Origin of the sequence: Rhodococcus sp. DMF-1 (genome assembly GCF_021441945.1) — a bacterium.
Lineage (GTDB): Bacteria > Actinomycetota > Actinomycetes > Mycobacteriales > Mycobacteriaceae > Rhodococcus > Rhodococcus ruber.
In genome coordinates, this window is the sequence record NZ_CP090442.1 from 3,669,622 (window position 1) to 3,684,057 (window position 14,436).

General features: G+C 74.6%; 10 protein-coding genes. 7 read left to right on the forward strand and 3 right to left on the reverse strand.

The genetic code is table 11. From position 1 onward, the window contains the following. The first annotated feature begins 3 nt into the window (after positions 1-3). The 3 genes from LZP97_RS16670 (at position 4) to LZP97_RS16680 (ending at position 5,778) form a co-directional block, all read left to right on the forward strand. Positions 4-1,086, forward strand: coding sequence for an isochorismate synthase (locus tag LZP97_RS16670; RefSeq protein WP_010593520.1), 1,083 nt, complete (start codon positions 4-6; stop codon positions 1,084-1,086). Positions 1,087-1,235: 149 nt separating this feature from the next. Beyond that, a complete protein-coding gene (locus LZP97_RS16675) occupies positions 1,236-1,409 on the forward strand; it encodes a DUF2613 domain-containing protein (RefSeq protein ID WP_003939230.1) in 174 nt (57 codons plus the stop codon). Positions 1,410-1,518: 109 nt separating this feature from the next. Next, positions 1,519-5,778 (forward strand): alpha-(1->3)-arabinofuranosyltransferase domain-containing protein, encoded by a 4,260-nt coding sequence (locus LZP97_RS16680; protein ID WP_412177616.1) that lies wholly within the window; start codon positions 1,519-1,521, stop codon positions 5,776-5,778. Here the strand turns inward: LZP97_RS16680 and LZP97_RS16685 are convergent. After that, on the reverse strand, positions 5,714-6,883 hold the full coding sequence (locus LZP97_RS16685; RefSeq protein ID WP_048773160.1) for an acyltransferase family protein: 1,170 nt from the start codon (positions 6,881-6,883) through the stop codon (positions 5,714-5,716). The genes LZP97_RS16680 and LZP97_RS16685 overlap by 65 nt on opposite strands. Positions 6,884-7,074: 191 nt before the next feature. On the opposite strand from LZP97_RS16685, the gene LZP97_RS16690 reads away from it, so the two are divergent. Beyond that, entirely contained in the window at positions 7,075-8,295 is a 1,221-nt protein-coding gene (locus tag LZP97_RS16690) for a DUF3068 domain-containing protein (RefSeq protein WP_048773158.1), read from the forward strand. A 125-nt stretch (positions 8,296-8,420) separates the two neighbouring features. Here the strand turns inward: LZP97_RS16690 and LZP97_RS16695 are convergent, their stop codons facing one another. After that, positions 8,421-9,647, reverse strand: a complete 1,227-nt coding sequence (locus LZP97_RS16695) for a polysaccharide biosynthesis protein (RefSeq protein ID WP_048773155.1) — start codon at positions 9,645-9,647, stop codon at positions 8,421-8,423. A gap of 89 nt (positions 9,648-9,736) precedes the next feature. On the opposite strand from LZP97_RS16695, the gene LZP97_RS16700 reads away from it, so the two are divergent. Further along, complete coding sequence (locus LZP97_RS16700) at positions 9,737-11,494, forward strand: hypothetical protein (RefSeq protein ID WP_061064873.1); 1,758 nt, start codon at positions 9,737-9,739, stop codon at positions 11,492-11,494. Here the strand turns inward: LZP97_RS16700 and LZP97_RS16705 are convergent. Then, positions 11,399-12,634, reverse strand: a complete 1,236-nt coding sequence (locus LZP97_RS16705; RefSeq protein WP_048773151.1) for a glycosyltransferase family 4 protein — start codon at positions 12,632-12,634, stop codon at positions 11,399-11,401. The genes LZP97_RS16700 and LZP97_RS16705 overlap by 96 nt on opposite strands. A 155-nt stretch (positions 12,635-12,789) precedes the next feature. On the opposite strand from LZP97_RS16705, the gene LZP97_RS16710 reads away from it, so the two are divergent. Then, the gene (locus LZP97_RS16710; RefSeq protein ID WP_029539964.1) at positions 12,790-13,545 is read left to right on the forward strand and encodes a class I SAM-dependent methyltransferase; all 756 of its coding nucleotides are present in this window, start codon (positions 12,790-12,792) and stop codon (positions 13,543-13,545) included. Then, positions 13,545-14,429 carry an ROK family protein gene (locus tag LZP97_RS16715; RefSeq protein WP_048773149.1) on the forward strand — a complete coding sequence of 295 codons (885 nt, stop codon included), beginning with the start codon at positions 13,545-13,547 and terminating at the stop codon, positions 14,427-14,429. The genes LZP97_RS16710 and LZP97_RS16715 overlap by 1 nt, the downstream gene beginning before the upstream one ends. Positions 14,430-14,436 lie beyond the last annotated feature (7 nt).

Below are 14,436 nucleotides of genomic sequence, written 5' to 3' on the forward strand. Positions count from 1 at the left end.
ACCATGGACGGTTTCCTGCTCTCCCGCGCCGATCGCACCGTGCACACCACCGGGACGCGCCGCCGGTTCACCGACATCGCCGAGGCCTCCCTCGCGTTGCGCCGCGGGGAGGCCGACCTGATCGTGGGCGCGCTGCCGTTCGACCCCGAGCGTCCGGCCGCGCTGACCCAGCCCGAAACCGCCGAGGTAACCGGCGCGGCGTGGCAGCCGCCGGACGCCCTGCCCGGCCTGCCCACGGTGCGGATCGCCGCGCAGACCCCGGCGCCGGAGCAACACGTCGCGCGGGTCGCGGCGCTGCGCGACCGGCTCGGCCGCGGCGAACTCGACAAGGTCGTCGCCGCCCGCTCGGTCACGCTCGTCGCGAACACCCCTGTCGACCCGCTCGCCCTCGCGGCCCGGATGGCCGAACGCCACCCCACCGCGCACGTCTACGCGGTGGATCTGAGCGCCGCCGGCGAGCGGTACCGCGGTCACACCCTGGTCGGTGCGACGCCCGAGCTGTTGGTCAGCCGTCGCGGCGACGCCGTGACGTGCCGTCCGCTCGCCGGCACCGCCGCGCGCTGCGCCGACCCGGACGCCGACCGGGAGGCGGGCCGCCAGTTGCTCGCCTCGGCGAAGAACCTCGCCGAGCACGCCTTCGTCATCGAGTGGATCCGCGCTCGCCTGGCCCCGCTGTGCGGTGACCTGCAGATCCCCGGCACGCCCGTGCTGACCGCGACGAGCGACGTGTGGCACCTGGCCACCCCGATCACCGGCACCCTGCGCGATCCCGGGACGGACGTCCTGACCCTGGCCGCGGCGCTGCACCCGACCCCGGCCGTGGCCGGCACTCCCACCGAGGCCGCGCTCGCCGCGATCCGCGGCACGGAGGGCGACCGTCGCTTCTACGGCGGAGCGGTGGGGTGGTGCGACGCGAACGGCGACGGGGACTGGCTGGTGGCGATCCGCTGCGCCGAACTCAGCGCCGACGGCAGGCGTGCCCTCGCGTGGGGCGGCGGGGGCATCGTCGCGGCATCCGATCCGCAGGCCGAACTCGACGAGACCACCGCGAAGCTGCGCACACTGCTCGGCGTGCTCGGCCTCTAGGCCGCCACGAGTGGAGCACGCCACAGTTGTCCCCGTGCGGGTGATACCTTGACGCGGAGCGCGACGACGCCGGTTCGGATCCGGCGACGGGCGCGCGCGACGGATGTCGGCTCACACGGGAGCCGACGATGGACGATGGGGAGATGGGTATGGCGAAGTTCGTGGGCCCGGGCCTGGCCAGCGCGGCGATCGGTGCCGTCCTCGGCGCCGTGGCGGTGTTCGGCGTCACGGCGGCGGTTCAGGAGAACACCCGCCCGCAGGTCGACCGCAGCGGCAACGCCGATTCCTCCCTGCTGAACCAGGTTGAGTACGGCAGCCGCTGACGGCGCCGTCCACGCGACGAGTTCACGCACTTCCCACGGCACGGCACCCCACCCCGGTGGGGCACCGTCCGCCGACCCCTTCTCCAGGCGGTGGTTGTACGGGGCCGCCGTGGTGTCGCTGCTGCTGGCGTTCGCGCAGGCCCCCGGCCTGATCGTCGCCGACACCAAGTACGACCTGACCCAGAATCCCCTCGGGTTCCTCACCCGCGCCGCCCACCAGTGGAGCAGCATCGCGCCGCTCGGCCAGGTACAGAACCAGGCGTACGGCTACTTCTTCCCGCACGGTTCCTTCTTCGCCGTCGGCCAGCTCCTGCACATCCCCCCGTGGATCACCCAGCGGGTGTGGTGGGCGCTGCTGCTGCTCGCCGGGTTCTGGGGCGTGGTGCGGCTCGCGGAGGCGCTCGGCGTCGGTAACCGTGGTTCCCGGCTGATCGCCGCGGCGGCGTTCGCGCTCTCCCCCCGCGTGCTGACCACCCTGGGATCCATCTCGTCGGAGACGCTGCCGATGATGCTGGCGCCGTGGGTGCTGCTGCCGCTCGTGCGCTACCTCGACGGCGACGGGTCGTATTCCGCTCGACGAGCGGCAGCGCCGTATTCCGCTCGACGAGCGGCAGCGTCGTATTCCGCTCGACGAGCGGCAGCGTCGTATTCCGCTCGACGAGCGGCAGCGCAGTCCGCCGTCGCCGTCGCGCTCATGGGTGCGATCAACGCCGTCGCCACCGTCGCCGCGTGCCTCGTCGCCGGGCTGTGGTGGCTGGCACACCGCCCGAACCGGCGATGGTGGCGGTTCACGCTGTGGTGGATCCCGGCCTGCGTCGTCGCGGTGCTGTGGTGGATCGTGCCGCTGCTGCTGCTCGGCCGCGTCAGCCCGCCGTTCCTGGACTACATCGAATCGTCCGGGGTGACCACGCAGTGGACCTCGCTGGCGGAGGTGCTGCGCGGCACCGACAGCTGGACCCCGTTCGTCTCCCCCGAGCGCATCGCCGGCGCGGTGCTGGTCACCCAGCCCGCGGCGGTCCTCGTCACCGGTCTGCTCGCGGCCGCGGGCCTGGCGGGACTGGCGATGCGTTCGATGCCCGCCCGGGGGCGGTGGACGCTGATCCTGTTCGCCGGCATCGCCGGGCTGGCCGCCGGGTACGTCGGTGACCTCGGCTCGCCGATCGCCGAGCAGGTCCGGCACTTCCTGGATTCGACCGGCGCCCCGCTGCGCAACGTGCACAAGCTCGAGCCGCTGGTGCGGTTGCCGCTCGTGCTCGGGCTCGCGCATCTGCTGCGCCGGGTGCCGCTGCCCGGCGCGGTGCCGTGGCGGCAGGCCCGGACCGCGTTCGCGCATCCCGAGCGGCAGCCCATGGTCGCGTTCGCCACCCTGATCCTCGTGGCGCTGACCCTCGCGACGTCGCTCGCGTGGACCGGCCGGCTCGCCCCGCGCGGTGCCTACGATGCGGTGCCCGGATACTGGCACGAGACCGCCGCGTGGCTCGACGAGCACACCCGTGGGGAACGCGCGCTGATCGTGCCGGGCGCCCCCTTCGGCAGCCAGATCTGGGGCCTGACCCGCGACGAGCCCCTCCAGGCGCTCGCGTCGACGCCGTGGGCCTCCCGCGACGCCGTGCCCCTCGTGCCGCCGGGCGCGATCCGGGCCCTGGACTCGGTGCAGCGGCACATCGCCGACGGCCGGCCCACCCCGGGGCTGGCGGCGACGCTGCGCGGTCAGGGCATCGGGTACGTGGTGATCCGCAACGACCTCGACCCGGAGACGTCGCCGTCGGCGCGGCCGGTGCTCGTGCACCGGGCGATCGAGGGTTCCCCCGGGCTGGTCCGGGTCGCGGAGTTCGGCAACGAGATCACCCGGAACTTCGAGGAGGGCTTCACCGCCGACTCCGACCTGCGGCCGGCGTACCCGGCGGTCGAGATCTACCGCGTGGACCTGCCCGGCGCTCCGGTCGGGCCGTACGCGGTGGACGCGGCCGACGTGCCCCGGGTGCAGGGCGGCCCCGAGGCCCTGCTGCGCCTCGACGACGCCGAGCCGGGCAGCACCGGCCCCGCCCTGCTCGCCGCCGACGCGAACCGCGCGGGTCTGCCCGTCGACGACGTCCTCGTCACCGACACCCCCACCGCCCGTGAGACCGACTACGGCCAGGTCGACCACCACAGCTCGGCGATCCGTGCCGCCGGCGACCCGCGGCGCACCTACAACCTCGTACCGGACTATCCGGTGCCGGACACCGACCTCGTGCATGCCGAATGGGAGGGCGCCCGGATCAGTGTGTCCAGCTCCGCGTCCGACGCCACCCAGCTCGGCGGCACCTCCGTGGGCAGCGGACCGGCGGCCACCGTCGACGGCGATCCCACCACCGGCTGGCACAGCAACGGCCTCGAGTCCGCGGTCGGCCAGTGGCTGCAGCTCGACCTGGACCGGCCCCTCGAGGCCGGGCTGCTGCGGTTGAGCACCAGCCCCGGCGCGCTCGGCCCCGCGGTGAAATGGCTCGAGGTGACCACCGACCGCGGCAGCACGGCCGTGCGCGTCGAGAAACCCGGCCGCGAACAGACCGTGGCGCTGCCGCTCGGACGGACGACCTGGATCCGGATCACCTCCACCCGCACCGAGGACGGGTCGGTGGGCAACCAGTTCGGGCTGACCGAGGTGGCGGTGGACGACTTCACCGACCGCGACAACCCCCGGCCGGTCGACATCCGGCAGCGGATCGTGCTGCCGGACGTCGTCGCCGGGGCGACGGTGCGGGGCTGGAATCTCGGTCAGGAACTGCCCGGCCGCGGCGGCTGCGTCGACACCCCCGATCGGGTGCGGTGTGCGCGGGGTCTGGCCGTCGCAGCCGAGGAGCCGAACCTCTTCACCCGCACCCTGTCGGTGCCCGACGCGACGTCGGTGACGCCGCAACCGTGGGTGCGGGCCCGGCCCGGCCCGGCCCTCGCCGAGATCGCCGCGCTGCCGGACCGGGTGGTCGCCCGCGGCGCCGCCGACGTCGTCGACCTGCAGGGCTCCGCGTTCGCCGCGACCGACGGTGATCCGCGCACCACGTGGACGGCGTCGGAGGAGTCGGTGCGCCCCGGCGCGCCGCGACCGACCGTCACGCTCGACCTGCCGTCCCCGCAGCTGGTGACCGGCCTGGAGGTGACCGCGGGCCTGGGACCGCTGCCGGCGCGCCCGACCCGCGTCGCCGTCGACCTCGGCAGCGGACCGCAGGTGCGCGACGTCGAATCATCAACGACGACAATTGATCTCGAACCACACGTGACGGATCGGGTGGTGCTCGGCCTGGTCGGCTGGGAGGACGTGCTGGACCAGACGGTGCTCGGCTTCGCGAAGGTCGTCCCGCCGGGTCTGGCGGAGGTGACCGTCCTCGGCCCGGACGGTCCGATCGGTCCGCAGGATCCGGTGTACGACCGGCAGGTCACGGTCGGCTGCGACACCGGGCCCGTGCTCACCGTCGACGGACGCAGCTACCGGACCTCGGTCACCGCGACCGTCGCGGACCTCGCCGCCGGTGTCGAGGTGCCGGCCACCTTGTGCGACGAGACCGTCGCGCCGCTGCCCGCCGGGCGCGTCGACGTCGAGATCGACCCGGGCCAGGCGTTCACCGTCGGGACGCTGCGGCTCCCGGTTCCCGGCGCCGCGAGCCCGCCGGCAGCCGAACCCACCGAACTCGCCGTCGGCACCTGGACGGAGAACCTGCGCGAGCTCGAGGTGCCCGCGTCCGAACGGGACCGGCTCGTCGTCGTGCCGGAGAGCACCAACGTCGGCTGGGTCGCCACGGCCGCGGACGGCACCGAACTGACACCCGTGGTGGTCGACGGCTGGCAGCAGGGCTGGGTCGTGCCCGCCGGGACCGGCGGCACCGTGACCCTCGAATTCGCCACCGACCGGTGGTATCGCCTCGGCATCTTCGGCGGCCTGCTCCTGCTGCTGCCGCTGTTCGCGCTCGCGGCGTGGCCGCGCCGGCGCCCCGTCGCCGATCCGGGGCCGTCGCCCCGGGTCTGGGGCAGTACCACCGTCGGCTTCGCCGGCGTGCTGGCCGTCGCGGTCCTCGCGGCCGGCGCGGTGGGCGCGGCGACGACGGTCGTGGCGGCAGCGGCGATCGTGGCGGTGGGCGCCCGCTGGGGCCGCGACGTGGCTGCCCGCACCCTGGTCGTCGTGACCGGATGCGCCACCATGACGGCGATGGCGTTGCTGTCCACCGGGCCGTGGCGAGCGCCGGACGGCTACGTCGGGCACTCGGTCGCCGTCCAGTTCGCCGCGCTGTGCGGGCTCGTCGCGCTGGGAATCGCGGCGCTGCCGGTCTCGGTCAGGGCGCGGCGGAATCTGCGACGCGTTCTGCGGTGGAGGCGACGCGGCTCTGACGGCGCCTGACCTCCCGGCGCACCGGTTCCTCGACGAGGGCGTAGCTGACCGACGCGACGGCGATGCTCAGCACCAGAGTCACCGTGAGCACGAACCAGAAGTCGCCCTGGAACGGGATGAGACCGAAGACCGGGAAGACGATGGACAGCACGGCCAGGTGCCAGATGAAGATGCCGTACGACCATCGGCCCACGGTCAGCGCCGGACCGCTCGCCAGGATGCGGTGCTCGGCGCGCGGCGCCAGGACGAGGGGCGCCAGCAGTGCGAAGCTCATGAGGGCGCCGAGCAGGATCTTGCCGTTGTACTGCCACGGATCGATCTTCACGAGGCCTTCCGGCCCGCCGAGGGCCGTGGTGGACAGCGCGAACGCGGCCACGGCGACCACCGCCATGAGCACCCGGTGCGCCGCGAGGCGGTGCACCCAGGTCCGCTCGCCCGTCACGAGCTCCGCGAGCACCATGCCGGCGGCGAACCACGGCAGATAGCCGGGCAGCCAGTTGTCGTGGTTGATGTGGTCCGGGGTGGGAACCGGCAGCCACGCCCACACCAGCGACAGCGCACTCAGGGCGAGCAACAGCGGGACGCGGAACCGGGCCCGTTCGCCACGCAGACCGGCGAGCGCCGCGGCGAACAGCGGCAGCAGCAGGTAGAAGGCCACCTCCACCGACAGGCTCCACATCTGGGTGAGCCCCTCGGTGAGACTCAGCGGCACGAACACCTGCACGAGGGTCAGGTTCGCGAGCCACAGCCGCCACCCGCCGCCCGCCTCGGGCAGCAGGAGCAGCACGATGCACACCACCACCCAGTAGGCAGGCAGGATGCGGGTGGCCCGGGACAGCAGGTAGCGCCCGGTGGTCGGCGCGGCCCCGAGACCACGCGCGGCCGCCGCGTGCGGCCGCCACAGCAGGAAGCCCGACAGCGCGAAGAACAGGGCGACGGCGAGGTCGAACCGCCCCCAGATGCGGCCGAGCACCGGGTCGTGCACGGCGCCGGTCTGGAATGCCACGTGCGTGATCAGGACGCCGACGGCCGCGAATCCGCGCATGCCCTCGAGCGCCGGCAGGAAGCCGGAGACGGCGGGAGCCGAGGCGGTGGGGGGGGCACTGCTGGTCATCGACGACAGTCTGCCCGGTCGCTTCGGGGCGGGGAAGCCTGGATCTCGAGTCCGAACGGTGGCGCGCGCCGGGCGGATGCCCTGTTAGTGTCTGGGCTCACGTGGTATTCGCGAGCCGGATGCCAGGCGATCCGTGCAGACCGGCTGCCGGTGGGGGTACTCGATGGAACCGTTGAGTGAGGAGACACAGCATGGCTGAGCGTTCGGGCTCGGGCCGGAAACTGGCATTGGCATTGGTGGGCCTCGGCGCCTTCCTCATCGTCGCGGCAATACTGATCCCGACGTATACCGTCGGCAAACTCGCCAAGACGCCGCTGGACCTCGAGGTGACCACGGTCGCCGAGGGCACCGGCGACATCCTCAACGCGCGGGCGCTGCTGTCGGGGCGGGCGCAGGTCGACACCGACGTGCCGATCGTGGCGCAGCGGTTCGTCACCGTCGAGGAGCCGTCGGATGCGGACATCATGACCCTGCAGGCGGGCCAGACGGTCCGTCGCCTGGACATGCAGGGCGACACGGGTCTGGTCTCCGCCATCGTCGACCGGGTCACGGTGGACCGGGTCAGCGGCATGCCGGTCACCAAGGAGGAGAACCCGGACGCGGTCAGCACCATCCAGACCTCGGCCACGGCTCCGCCGACGGAGATCCCGAACCGCGACGGTCTGCAGTACCGCTTCCCGTTCGGCACCGAGCAGAAGTCCTACCCGTACTTCGACCTCAATGCGCGCGAGACCTACCCGATCGACTACATCGACGAGACCGAGATCAACGGCGTCAAGGTCTACCACTTCCGGCACGAGATCGAGCCCGTCGACCTGTCCGCGGTCGATCCGTCGGTGCCGACCTACAAGCTGAGCCTGCCCGCCTCCACGTGGGGCGTCGAGGGCGGTGAGACGCCGGTGACCATGACCCGCTGGTACACCAACGTCCGTGACCTGTGGGTCGAGCCGGAGACCGGCGTCGTCATCAAGGGCCAGGAGCAGCAGTACCAGTACTACGCCCGCGAGGCGAGCCGTCCCGAGGTGACGGTGCTGCAGGTGTCCCTGCCGTTCAACGAGGACACCATCGAGTTCCAGGTGGAACAGGCCAAGAACGGTATCGACACCCTGAACCTGTTCGGTCGCACCGTGCCGATCATCCTCGGCATCCTCGGCCTGCTCGCGCTGATCGCCGGCATCGTGCTCGGCCTGCGCGGCGGCAGCGGCCGCACCGGCCGTCCCGTCGCCGCGACGGGCGGCCCGACCGCACCGGCCGGACCGGCCCACGCCGCCCCGGCCCAGCGCGACTGGACCAGCGACCGCACCGAGGAGATCCCCCGCACGGACGCTCCCCCGCAGCAGCGGGACTGGACCACCGACCAGACGCAGGAGATCCCGCGCACCGACCTGCGCAAGGAACCGCCGCAGCAGTAGGTAGCAGTAGGTACCCGGCCGGTGCCCCTCCCGATCGGGAGGGGCATCGGCGTGTGGCCTCCCGATCGGGAGGGGCACCGGCGTGTGACCGAATGTGACATCGCGTCGGTTGGATCGAACCGATGTCACATTCGGCCCGACGGGGCGGGCCGCGTATCCGGCCCGACGGTGCGGGCGGCGCGCACGGCGAGGACGGAGACCACCGCGGCCGTCGTCGCCGCGACGGCCACAGCGACGAGCACGAACTGCCTCGTGGTGGTGGCGACGGTGAGCATGAGGGCAGCCTCCACCGCGAGACCGACCCACGCGACGGCCGCGAGGTGGGTGCGTTCGCCCGCGATCGCGGACAGCAGTGCGCCCTGCAGGACCGCCAGGCACGCGCCCTGCAGGGCGAACAGCCACAGCAGCGACTGCACCGGGGCGTAGGCGTCACCGACGAGCAGCGGCACGAGCGGCGCGCCCACGGCTGCGCCCGCGACGAGCGCCGCACCGATCCCGACGAGGACGGTCAGGGCCGAGCGGACCGCGGCCGCGGACTGGGCGGGGTCGGCCATCCGCGGGTACAGCACCACCCCGACCGCCTGCGGCAGCCAGAACGCGACTTTCGTCGCGACGGCGCCGAGCGCATACAATCCCGCGTCCTGCGGGTCGAGGACGGTGCGGGCGAGCAGCAGATCCAGCGACGTCAGGGCGATCAGCGCCAGCTGCACCTGGGAAGCGCGCAGCACCGCGAGCACGCCGACCGCCGGGGCGGTCCCGGATCCGGGCCCCGCCGGGGAGCGCGACACGAGCGTGGCGGCCGCGGCCGCGACGAACCCGGTGCCGACCGCGCCGGCGAACAGGGCCGCCCCCGGTCCGCCGCCGACGGCGAGCACCGCGACGGCGGGCACGACCTTCGCCACGCCGGCCGCGGCGAGGACGACGCTGAGCGCGCCGAACCGTCCCCGGCCCTGCAGCAGCCCCTGTTCGGCGGCGAGCAGCACGAGCAGGGGTGCGGTGACGAGCGAGCCGAGGGCACCGGCGACGCTGGTGTCGAGGGCCCACGCGACGAGGGGCACGACGGCGAGCGCGACGAACCCGGCGAGGCCGGCGCAGCGATAGCCGAGACGGCGCAGGGCCGCGGTGCCGGCACCGCGCACGGTCTCCCGGGCGACGACGGTCTGCAGGGCGAGCGCCGGCACGGCCAGGACCAGCTGGGCGGCCAGCAGACTGGCGAACTCCCCGTATCCCGCGGGTCCGAGCCACTGGGCCGCCGGCAGGTGCAGCAGATAGGACGCCAGGTTGGCGGTCATGGCACCGGCGGTCACCATCGTCATCCCGGCGACGGCGGTTCCGGTGGCCGGGCGCGGCATCTCAGGTCGCGGCATCGGACCATGGTTGCACGCGGCGGGTGCGGGCGACGAGGCGCGGGACACCGGCGCGAGATGGGTATTGTGCGGCCATGCCCAGGCCGGTGTCGCTGCGTCCCGCTGTCCCGGCCCTCTACAGCCTCGCGCTGGCGGCCGTGGTGCTCGGGCCGCTGCTCACCTCCCCCGGCTACCTGCTGTTGCGCGACGCGGTGAGCACCCCGCGGTCGTTTCCGACGGACTCGGCGCTGGGTCTGACCGATGCCGCGGCGCGGGCCGTCCCGCAGGACGCGTTGCTGGCGGCGGCGAGTTCGGTGGCGGACGGCGGCCTGGTGGTGACGGCGTTGCTCACCGGCGCCCTGTGGGCGGCCGGCTGGGGCAGCGCCCGGCTGGTGGCGGTGCTGTTGCCGACGGCCGGGCTGCCGGCCCGGCTGGTGGCGGCGACGGTGGGCGTGTGGAACCCGTACGTGGCGGAGCGGCTGCTGCAGGGGCACTGGAGCCTGCTGGTGGGCTACGCGGCGCTGCCGTGGACGGTGGTGGCCGCCGTGGCGGTGCGGCGGGGCGACCGCTCCGGGTGGCCGTCGCTGGCGGTGTGCCTGGGCGTGGCGGGCCTGACCCCGACGGGTGCGCTGCTGGCGTCGGGGACGGCGCTGGCCGTGCTCGCGCCCCCGGGCGGGCGGTCCCGGCGGGTGCCGCGGCTGGCCGGCGCGGTGGCGCTGGCGGGTGCGGTGGCGGCGCCGTGGCTGGTGGCGACGGCCGTGTCCGGCGGCGCGGGCGACGGATCGGATCCGGCGGGGGTGCGCGCCTTCGCGGCACGGGCCGAGCCCGCGCTGGGCACGCTCGGCAGCGTGGCGGGGCTCGGCGGCATCTGGAACGCCGACGCGGTGCCCGCGTCGCGGACGACGGTGTGGGCGCTGGTCGGTACTGCGGCGCTGCTGCTGGTGGTGGTGTGCGGGGTGCCGGCGCTGTGGCGGCGACGGCGCAACCCGGTGCTCGGCGTGCTGACGGCGCTGGCCGCGGTCGCGGTGCTCGGTCCCGCCCTCGCGGCGACGGGGCCGGGGCTGCGGGCCGGGGAGTGGGCGATGGTGCACGTCCCGGGTGCGGGTCTGCTGCGCGACACGCAGAAGTGGGTGGCCTGGGCGGTGCCGCTGTACGCGCTGGCCGCCGCGGCGGGGGTCGGCACGTTGCGGACGCGTTTCGGCGGGCGGGCCGGCGTCTGGGCCACGGCGACCGCGCTGGCGGTGCTGCTGGCCCTTCCGGACCTGGCGTGGGGCGTGGGCGGGCGCGTACGCCCGGTGCAGTATCCGGACGCGTGGCAGCGGGTCGCGGCGACGGTGCCGCCCGGCGACGGCGATGTGGCGGTGCTGCCGGCGGGTATGTTCCGGCGATTCGAGTTCAGTGGCGCCGCACCGGTTCTCGATCCGGCCCCCCGGATGCTGCGCGCCGACGTGCTGCAGTCCGGGGAGCTGATCGTCGCCGGCGGCACCGTCGCCGGCGAGGGCCGGGGGGCCGCGGAGGTGGAACGCCTGCTGCTGGCGGGCGCGGCGCCGGCCGACCTCGCGGCCCACGGCGTGGGGTGGGTGCTCGTCGAGCACGGCACGCCCGGGGATCTCGGCGACTCGGCCCGCACGCTCGAGCAGCTCGAGCCGGTGGTCACCGACGCCGCGCTGTCGCTGTACCGGGTGCGCGGGGTCGCCGGGACCCGGTCGGACGACCGGACGGCGGCGATCGCCGCGCACGCGCTGTGGGCGGCGGTGTCAGCAGGCGGGCTCGTGGGCCTGCTGGTCCTGCGACGGCGCGTCCGGCGCCGCGAGCACGACGGCGGCCTGCGCCGGGCGCGGGAACAGTCCTGAGACGCGGCGGCCCGCGGCCGTCGCGGCGAGCACCTCGTGCACCCCGTCGCCGGTCGCGGACCAGGAGAACTCGGCGGCGCGCACCCGGGCCTTGCCGCCGAGGGTCCGGCGGCGGTCGGCGTCGGCGAGCAGGTCGGCCACGGCACCGGTGAGCTCGTCCGGGGAGTCGACGAGCACGCCGGTGACGCCGTCGATGATCGAGTCGGTCAGGCCCTTGGAACTGCGGTAGCCGATCGTGGGCACACCGTGCTGGGCGGCCTCGACCACGGCGAGCCCCCACCCCTCCTTGCGGGACGGCATCACGTGCACCCAGGATCGGGCGAGCAGTTCGTGCTTGCGGTCCTCGGCGACGTGGCCGTGGAAGGTGACGGCGTCGGTGATGCCGAGGTCGGCGGCGGCTGCGCGCAGGTTCCGTTCCCACCAGCCGCCGCCGATGACGTCGAGGTGCAGGCCGGGGACGCGGTCGCGCAGCGCGGCGACGGCGACGAGGGCGTCCTCGATCTGCTTGTGCGGTACGAGCCGCGACAGCACGCACACGGTGGGATGCGCGGTGCGGGTGTGTTCGTCGCCGGGTTCGACGCCGGCGGGGACGGCGTCGGCACCGTTGCGCACGACGGCGATGCGGTCGCGGTCGACCCCGAGGGCCATGAGCTCGTCGGCGGACGGCAGCGACACGGTCAGGTACTGGTCGTCGCGGTGCACGCGCGGCGACAGCGTGGACTCGATCCACCAGCCCAGGGCGGCCATGACGCGCCCGGCGACGGGCCACTGCTCGCGGTGGCAGTGGTGCACGAGCACGGTCACGGGCGCCCCGGCGACGAGCCGGGAGAAGAACGGGATGCCGTTCTGGGTGTCGATCACGGCGTCGGGCCGGAGGTGACGCAGCGGGCCGACGCCGAGACGACCGGCGGCGATCGCGGCGAGGGCCCGGGGATAGACGGTGAGCCGTCCGCCGCCGCGGCTGACGGTGACGCCGTCGATCTCGTCGCGGCGGGGGGCACCGGGGTAGGCGGCGGTGCGGAGGGTGACGCGGATGCCGCGCGCGGCGAGCTGGGCTCCGACCTGCTCGAGGTACCGTTCGCTGCCTCCGCCCTGGGGGTGCCCGGTATCGCGCCAGCACAGCAACAGAACCTCGCGCACGTGGCGACCCCCTGTGGTTCGTCGTCGACGGATGTATCCCGGAACACACTAACGGGTGCAGGAGCACCCGCGGTGGAGGGTTACCGGCGGGTAGTGCAGTGCGGGGGCCGCTATGGTTGCTCCTCGTGGTTGTTCCGACCCTGCCCGTTCCCCCGGTGGCCCGCACCTTCGCCCGGCGCGCCACCCTGCGCCGGTCCGTCGGGCTGCTCGGCGACTTCCGGCACGAGCAGTCCGCACCCGAGCTGTTCTACGGGGCGCTCGCGCGCGACACCGTCGACCTGATCGGTGACCTGTACGCGGACCTGACCGACCGGGACCTCACCGGCACGACCGTCGTCGACGTCGGGGGCGGACCGGGATACTTCGCGGAGGTGTTCGGCGCGGCGGGTGCCCGCTACGTGCCGGTCGAGCCGGATCCGTCGGAGATGCACGCGGCCGGCCTCGCCGTGGGCGGGTCGGTCCGCGGCTCGGGCCTCGCGCTGCCGCTGCGCACGGGGTCGGTGGACGTGTGCTTCTCGTCGAACGTCGCCGAGCACGTGGCGCAGCCGTGGGTGATGGCCGAGGAGATGCTGCGGGTGACGCGGCCGGGCGGGCTGACGGTGCTGTCGTACACGCTGTGGTGGGGTCCGTTCGGGGGGCACGAGACCGGCCCGTGGCACGCGTTCGGCGGTGAGTACGCGGCCCGGCGGTACGCCCGCCGGCACGGCCGGGAACCGAAGAACCGGTACGGGGTCTCGTTGTTCGAGGTGGGCTGCCGCGACGGGCTGCACTGGGCACGGTCGACGCCGCACGGGGAGCTGCTGGCCGCGTTCCCCCGGTACCACCCGCACTGGGCGTGGTGGCTGGTTCGGGTCCCCGCGCTACGGGAGTTCCTGGTCAGCAACCTGGTGCTCGTGCTGCGCCGGCGCTGATGGTCGCGCTCGCCCTCGACGTCGGCGGCACCAAGATGGCCGCCGCCCGCGTTCGCGCCGACGGCACGCTCGACCCACCGCGGACGGTGCCGACGCCCGTGCACGGGGTGTGGGCGGCGTGCGCGCAGCTGCTGCGGCAGGTCGCCGCGGGGGACGAGGTGACCGCCGTCGGGATCGCCAGTGCCGGCCCGGTCGACACCGGCGCCGGCTCGGTGGCGCCGATCAACATCGGCGAGTGGGCGCGCGGCTTCGATCTGGCCGATGCCGTGCGCGGACTGTTCCCGCGCGCGGGGGTGCGGCTCGCGGTCGACGGGGCCGCGGCCGCGCTGGCCGAGCACCGGCTCGGGGCGGGCCGGGGTACGGCCGACCTCGTCGCTGTGGTGGTCTCGACCGGCATCGGCGGTGGTCTGGTGCTGGACGGCCGGATTGCCGGGGGCCGGACCGGCAACGCGGGCCACATCGGGCACATGGTGTCGAGCGTGGGTACCGAGGCGTGTGCGTGCGGGGGCGCCGGGTGCGTGGAGACCGTGGCGAGCGGGCCCGCCGCGGTGCGGTGGGCGCGGGGGCACGGCTGGTCCGGTGCCGACGGTGCGGCGCTGGCCCGCGACGCGGGGGCGGGCGATCCTGTCGCGGTGGCGGCGCTGGGACGGGCGGGGACGGCCCTGGGGGAGGTGATCGCGTCGGCCGCGGCGCTGGTCGACGTGGACCTCGTCGTGGTCGGCGGGGGATTCGCGCAGGCCGGCGCGCCGCTGTGGCGGCCGATGCGCGCGGCCGCGGCCCGGCACGCCCGGCTGCCGTTCCTGTCCGGGCTGCGGCTCGTCCCGGCGCGGCTCGCCGCCGCGGGAACCCTGACGGGCGCCGGGCTCCTCGCCGTCGCGGGCTGAGCTTCGA

Coding starts and splice junctions, on each gene's coding strand:
- LZP97_RS16700 (WP_061064873.1), top strand. CDS start 9,737: ATGCCCAGGCCGGTGTCGCTGCGTCCCGCTGTCCCGGCCCTCTACAGC.
- LZP97_RS16685 (WP_048773160.1), bottom strand. CDS start 6,883: ATGACCAGCAGTGCCCCCCCCACCGCCTCGGCTCCCGCCGTCTCCGGC.
- LZP97_RS16690 (WP_048773158.1), top strand. CDS start 7,075: ATGGCTGAGCGTTCGGGCTCGGGCCGGAAACTGGCATTGGCATTGGTG.
- LZP97_RS16715 (WP_048773149.1), top strand. CDS start 13,545: ATGGTCGCGCTCGCCCTCGACGTCGGCGGCACCAAGATGGCCGCCGCC.
- LZP97_RS16670 (WP_010593520.1), top strand. CDS start 4: ATGGACGGTTTCCTGCTCTCCCGCGCCGATCGCACCGTGCACACCACC.
- LZP97_RS16695 (WP_048773155.1), bottom strand. CDS start 9,647: ATGCCGCGCCCGGCCACCGGAACCGCCGTCGCCGGGATGACGATGGTG.
- LZP97_RS16675 (WP_003939230.1), top strand. CDS start 1,236: ATGGCGAAGTTCGTGGGCCCGGGCCTGGCCAGCGCGGCGATCGGTGCC.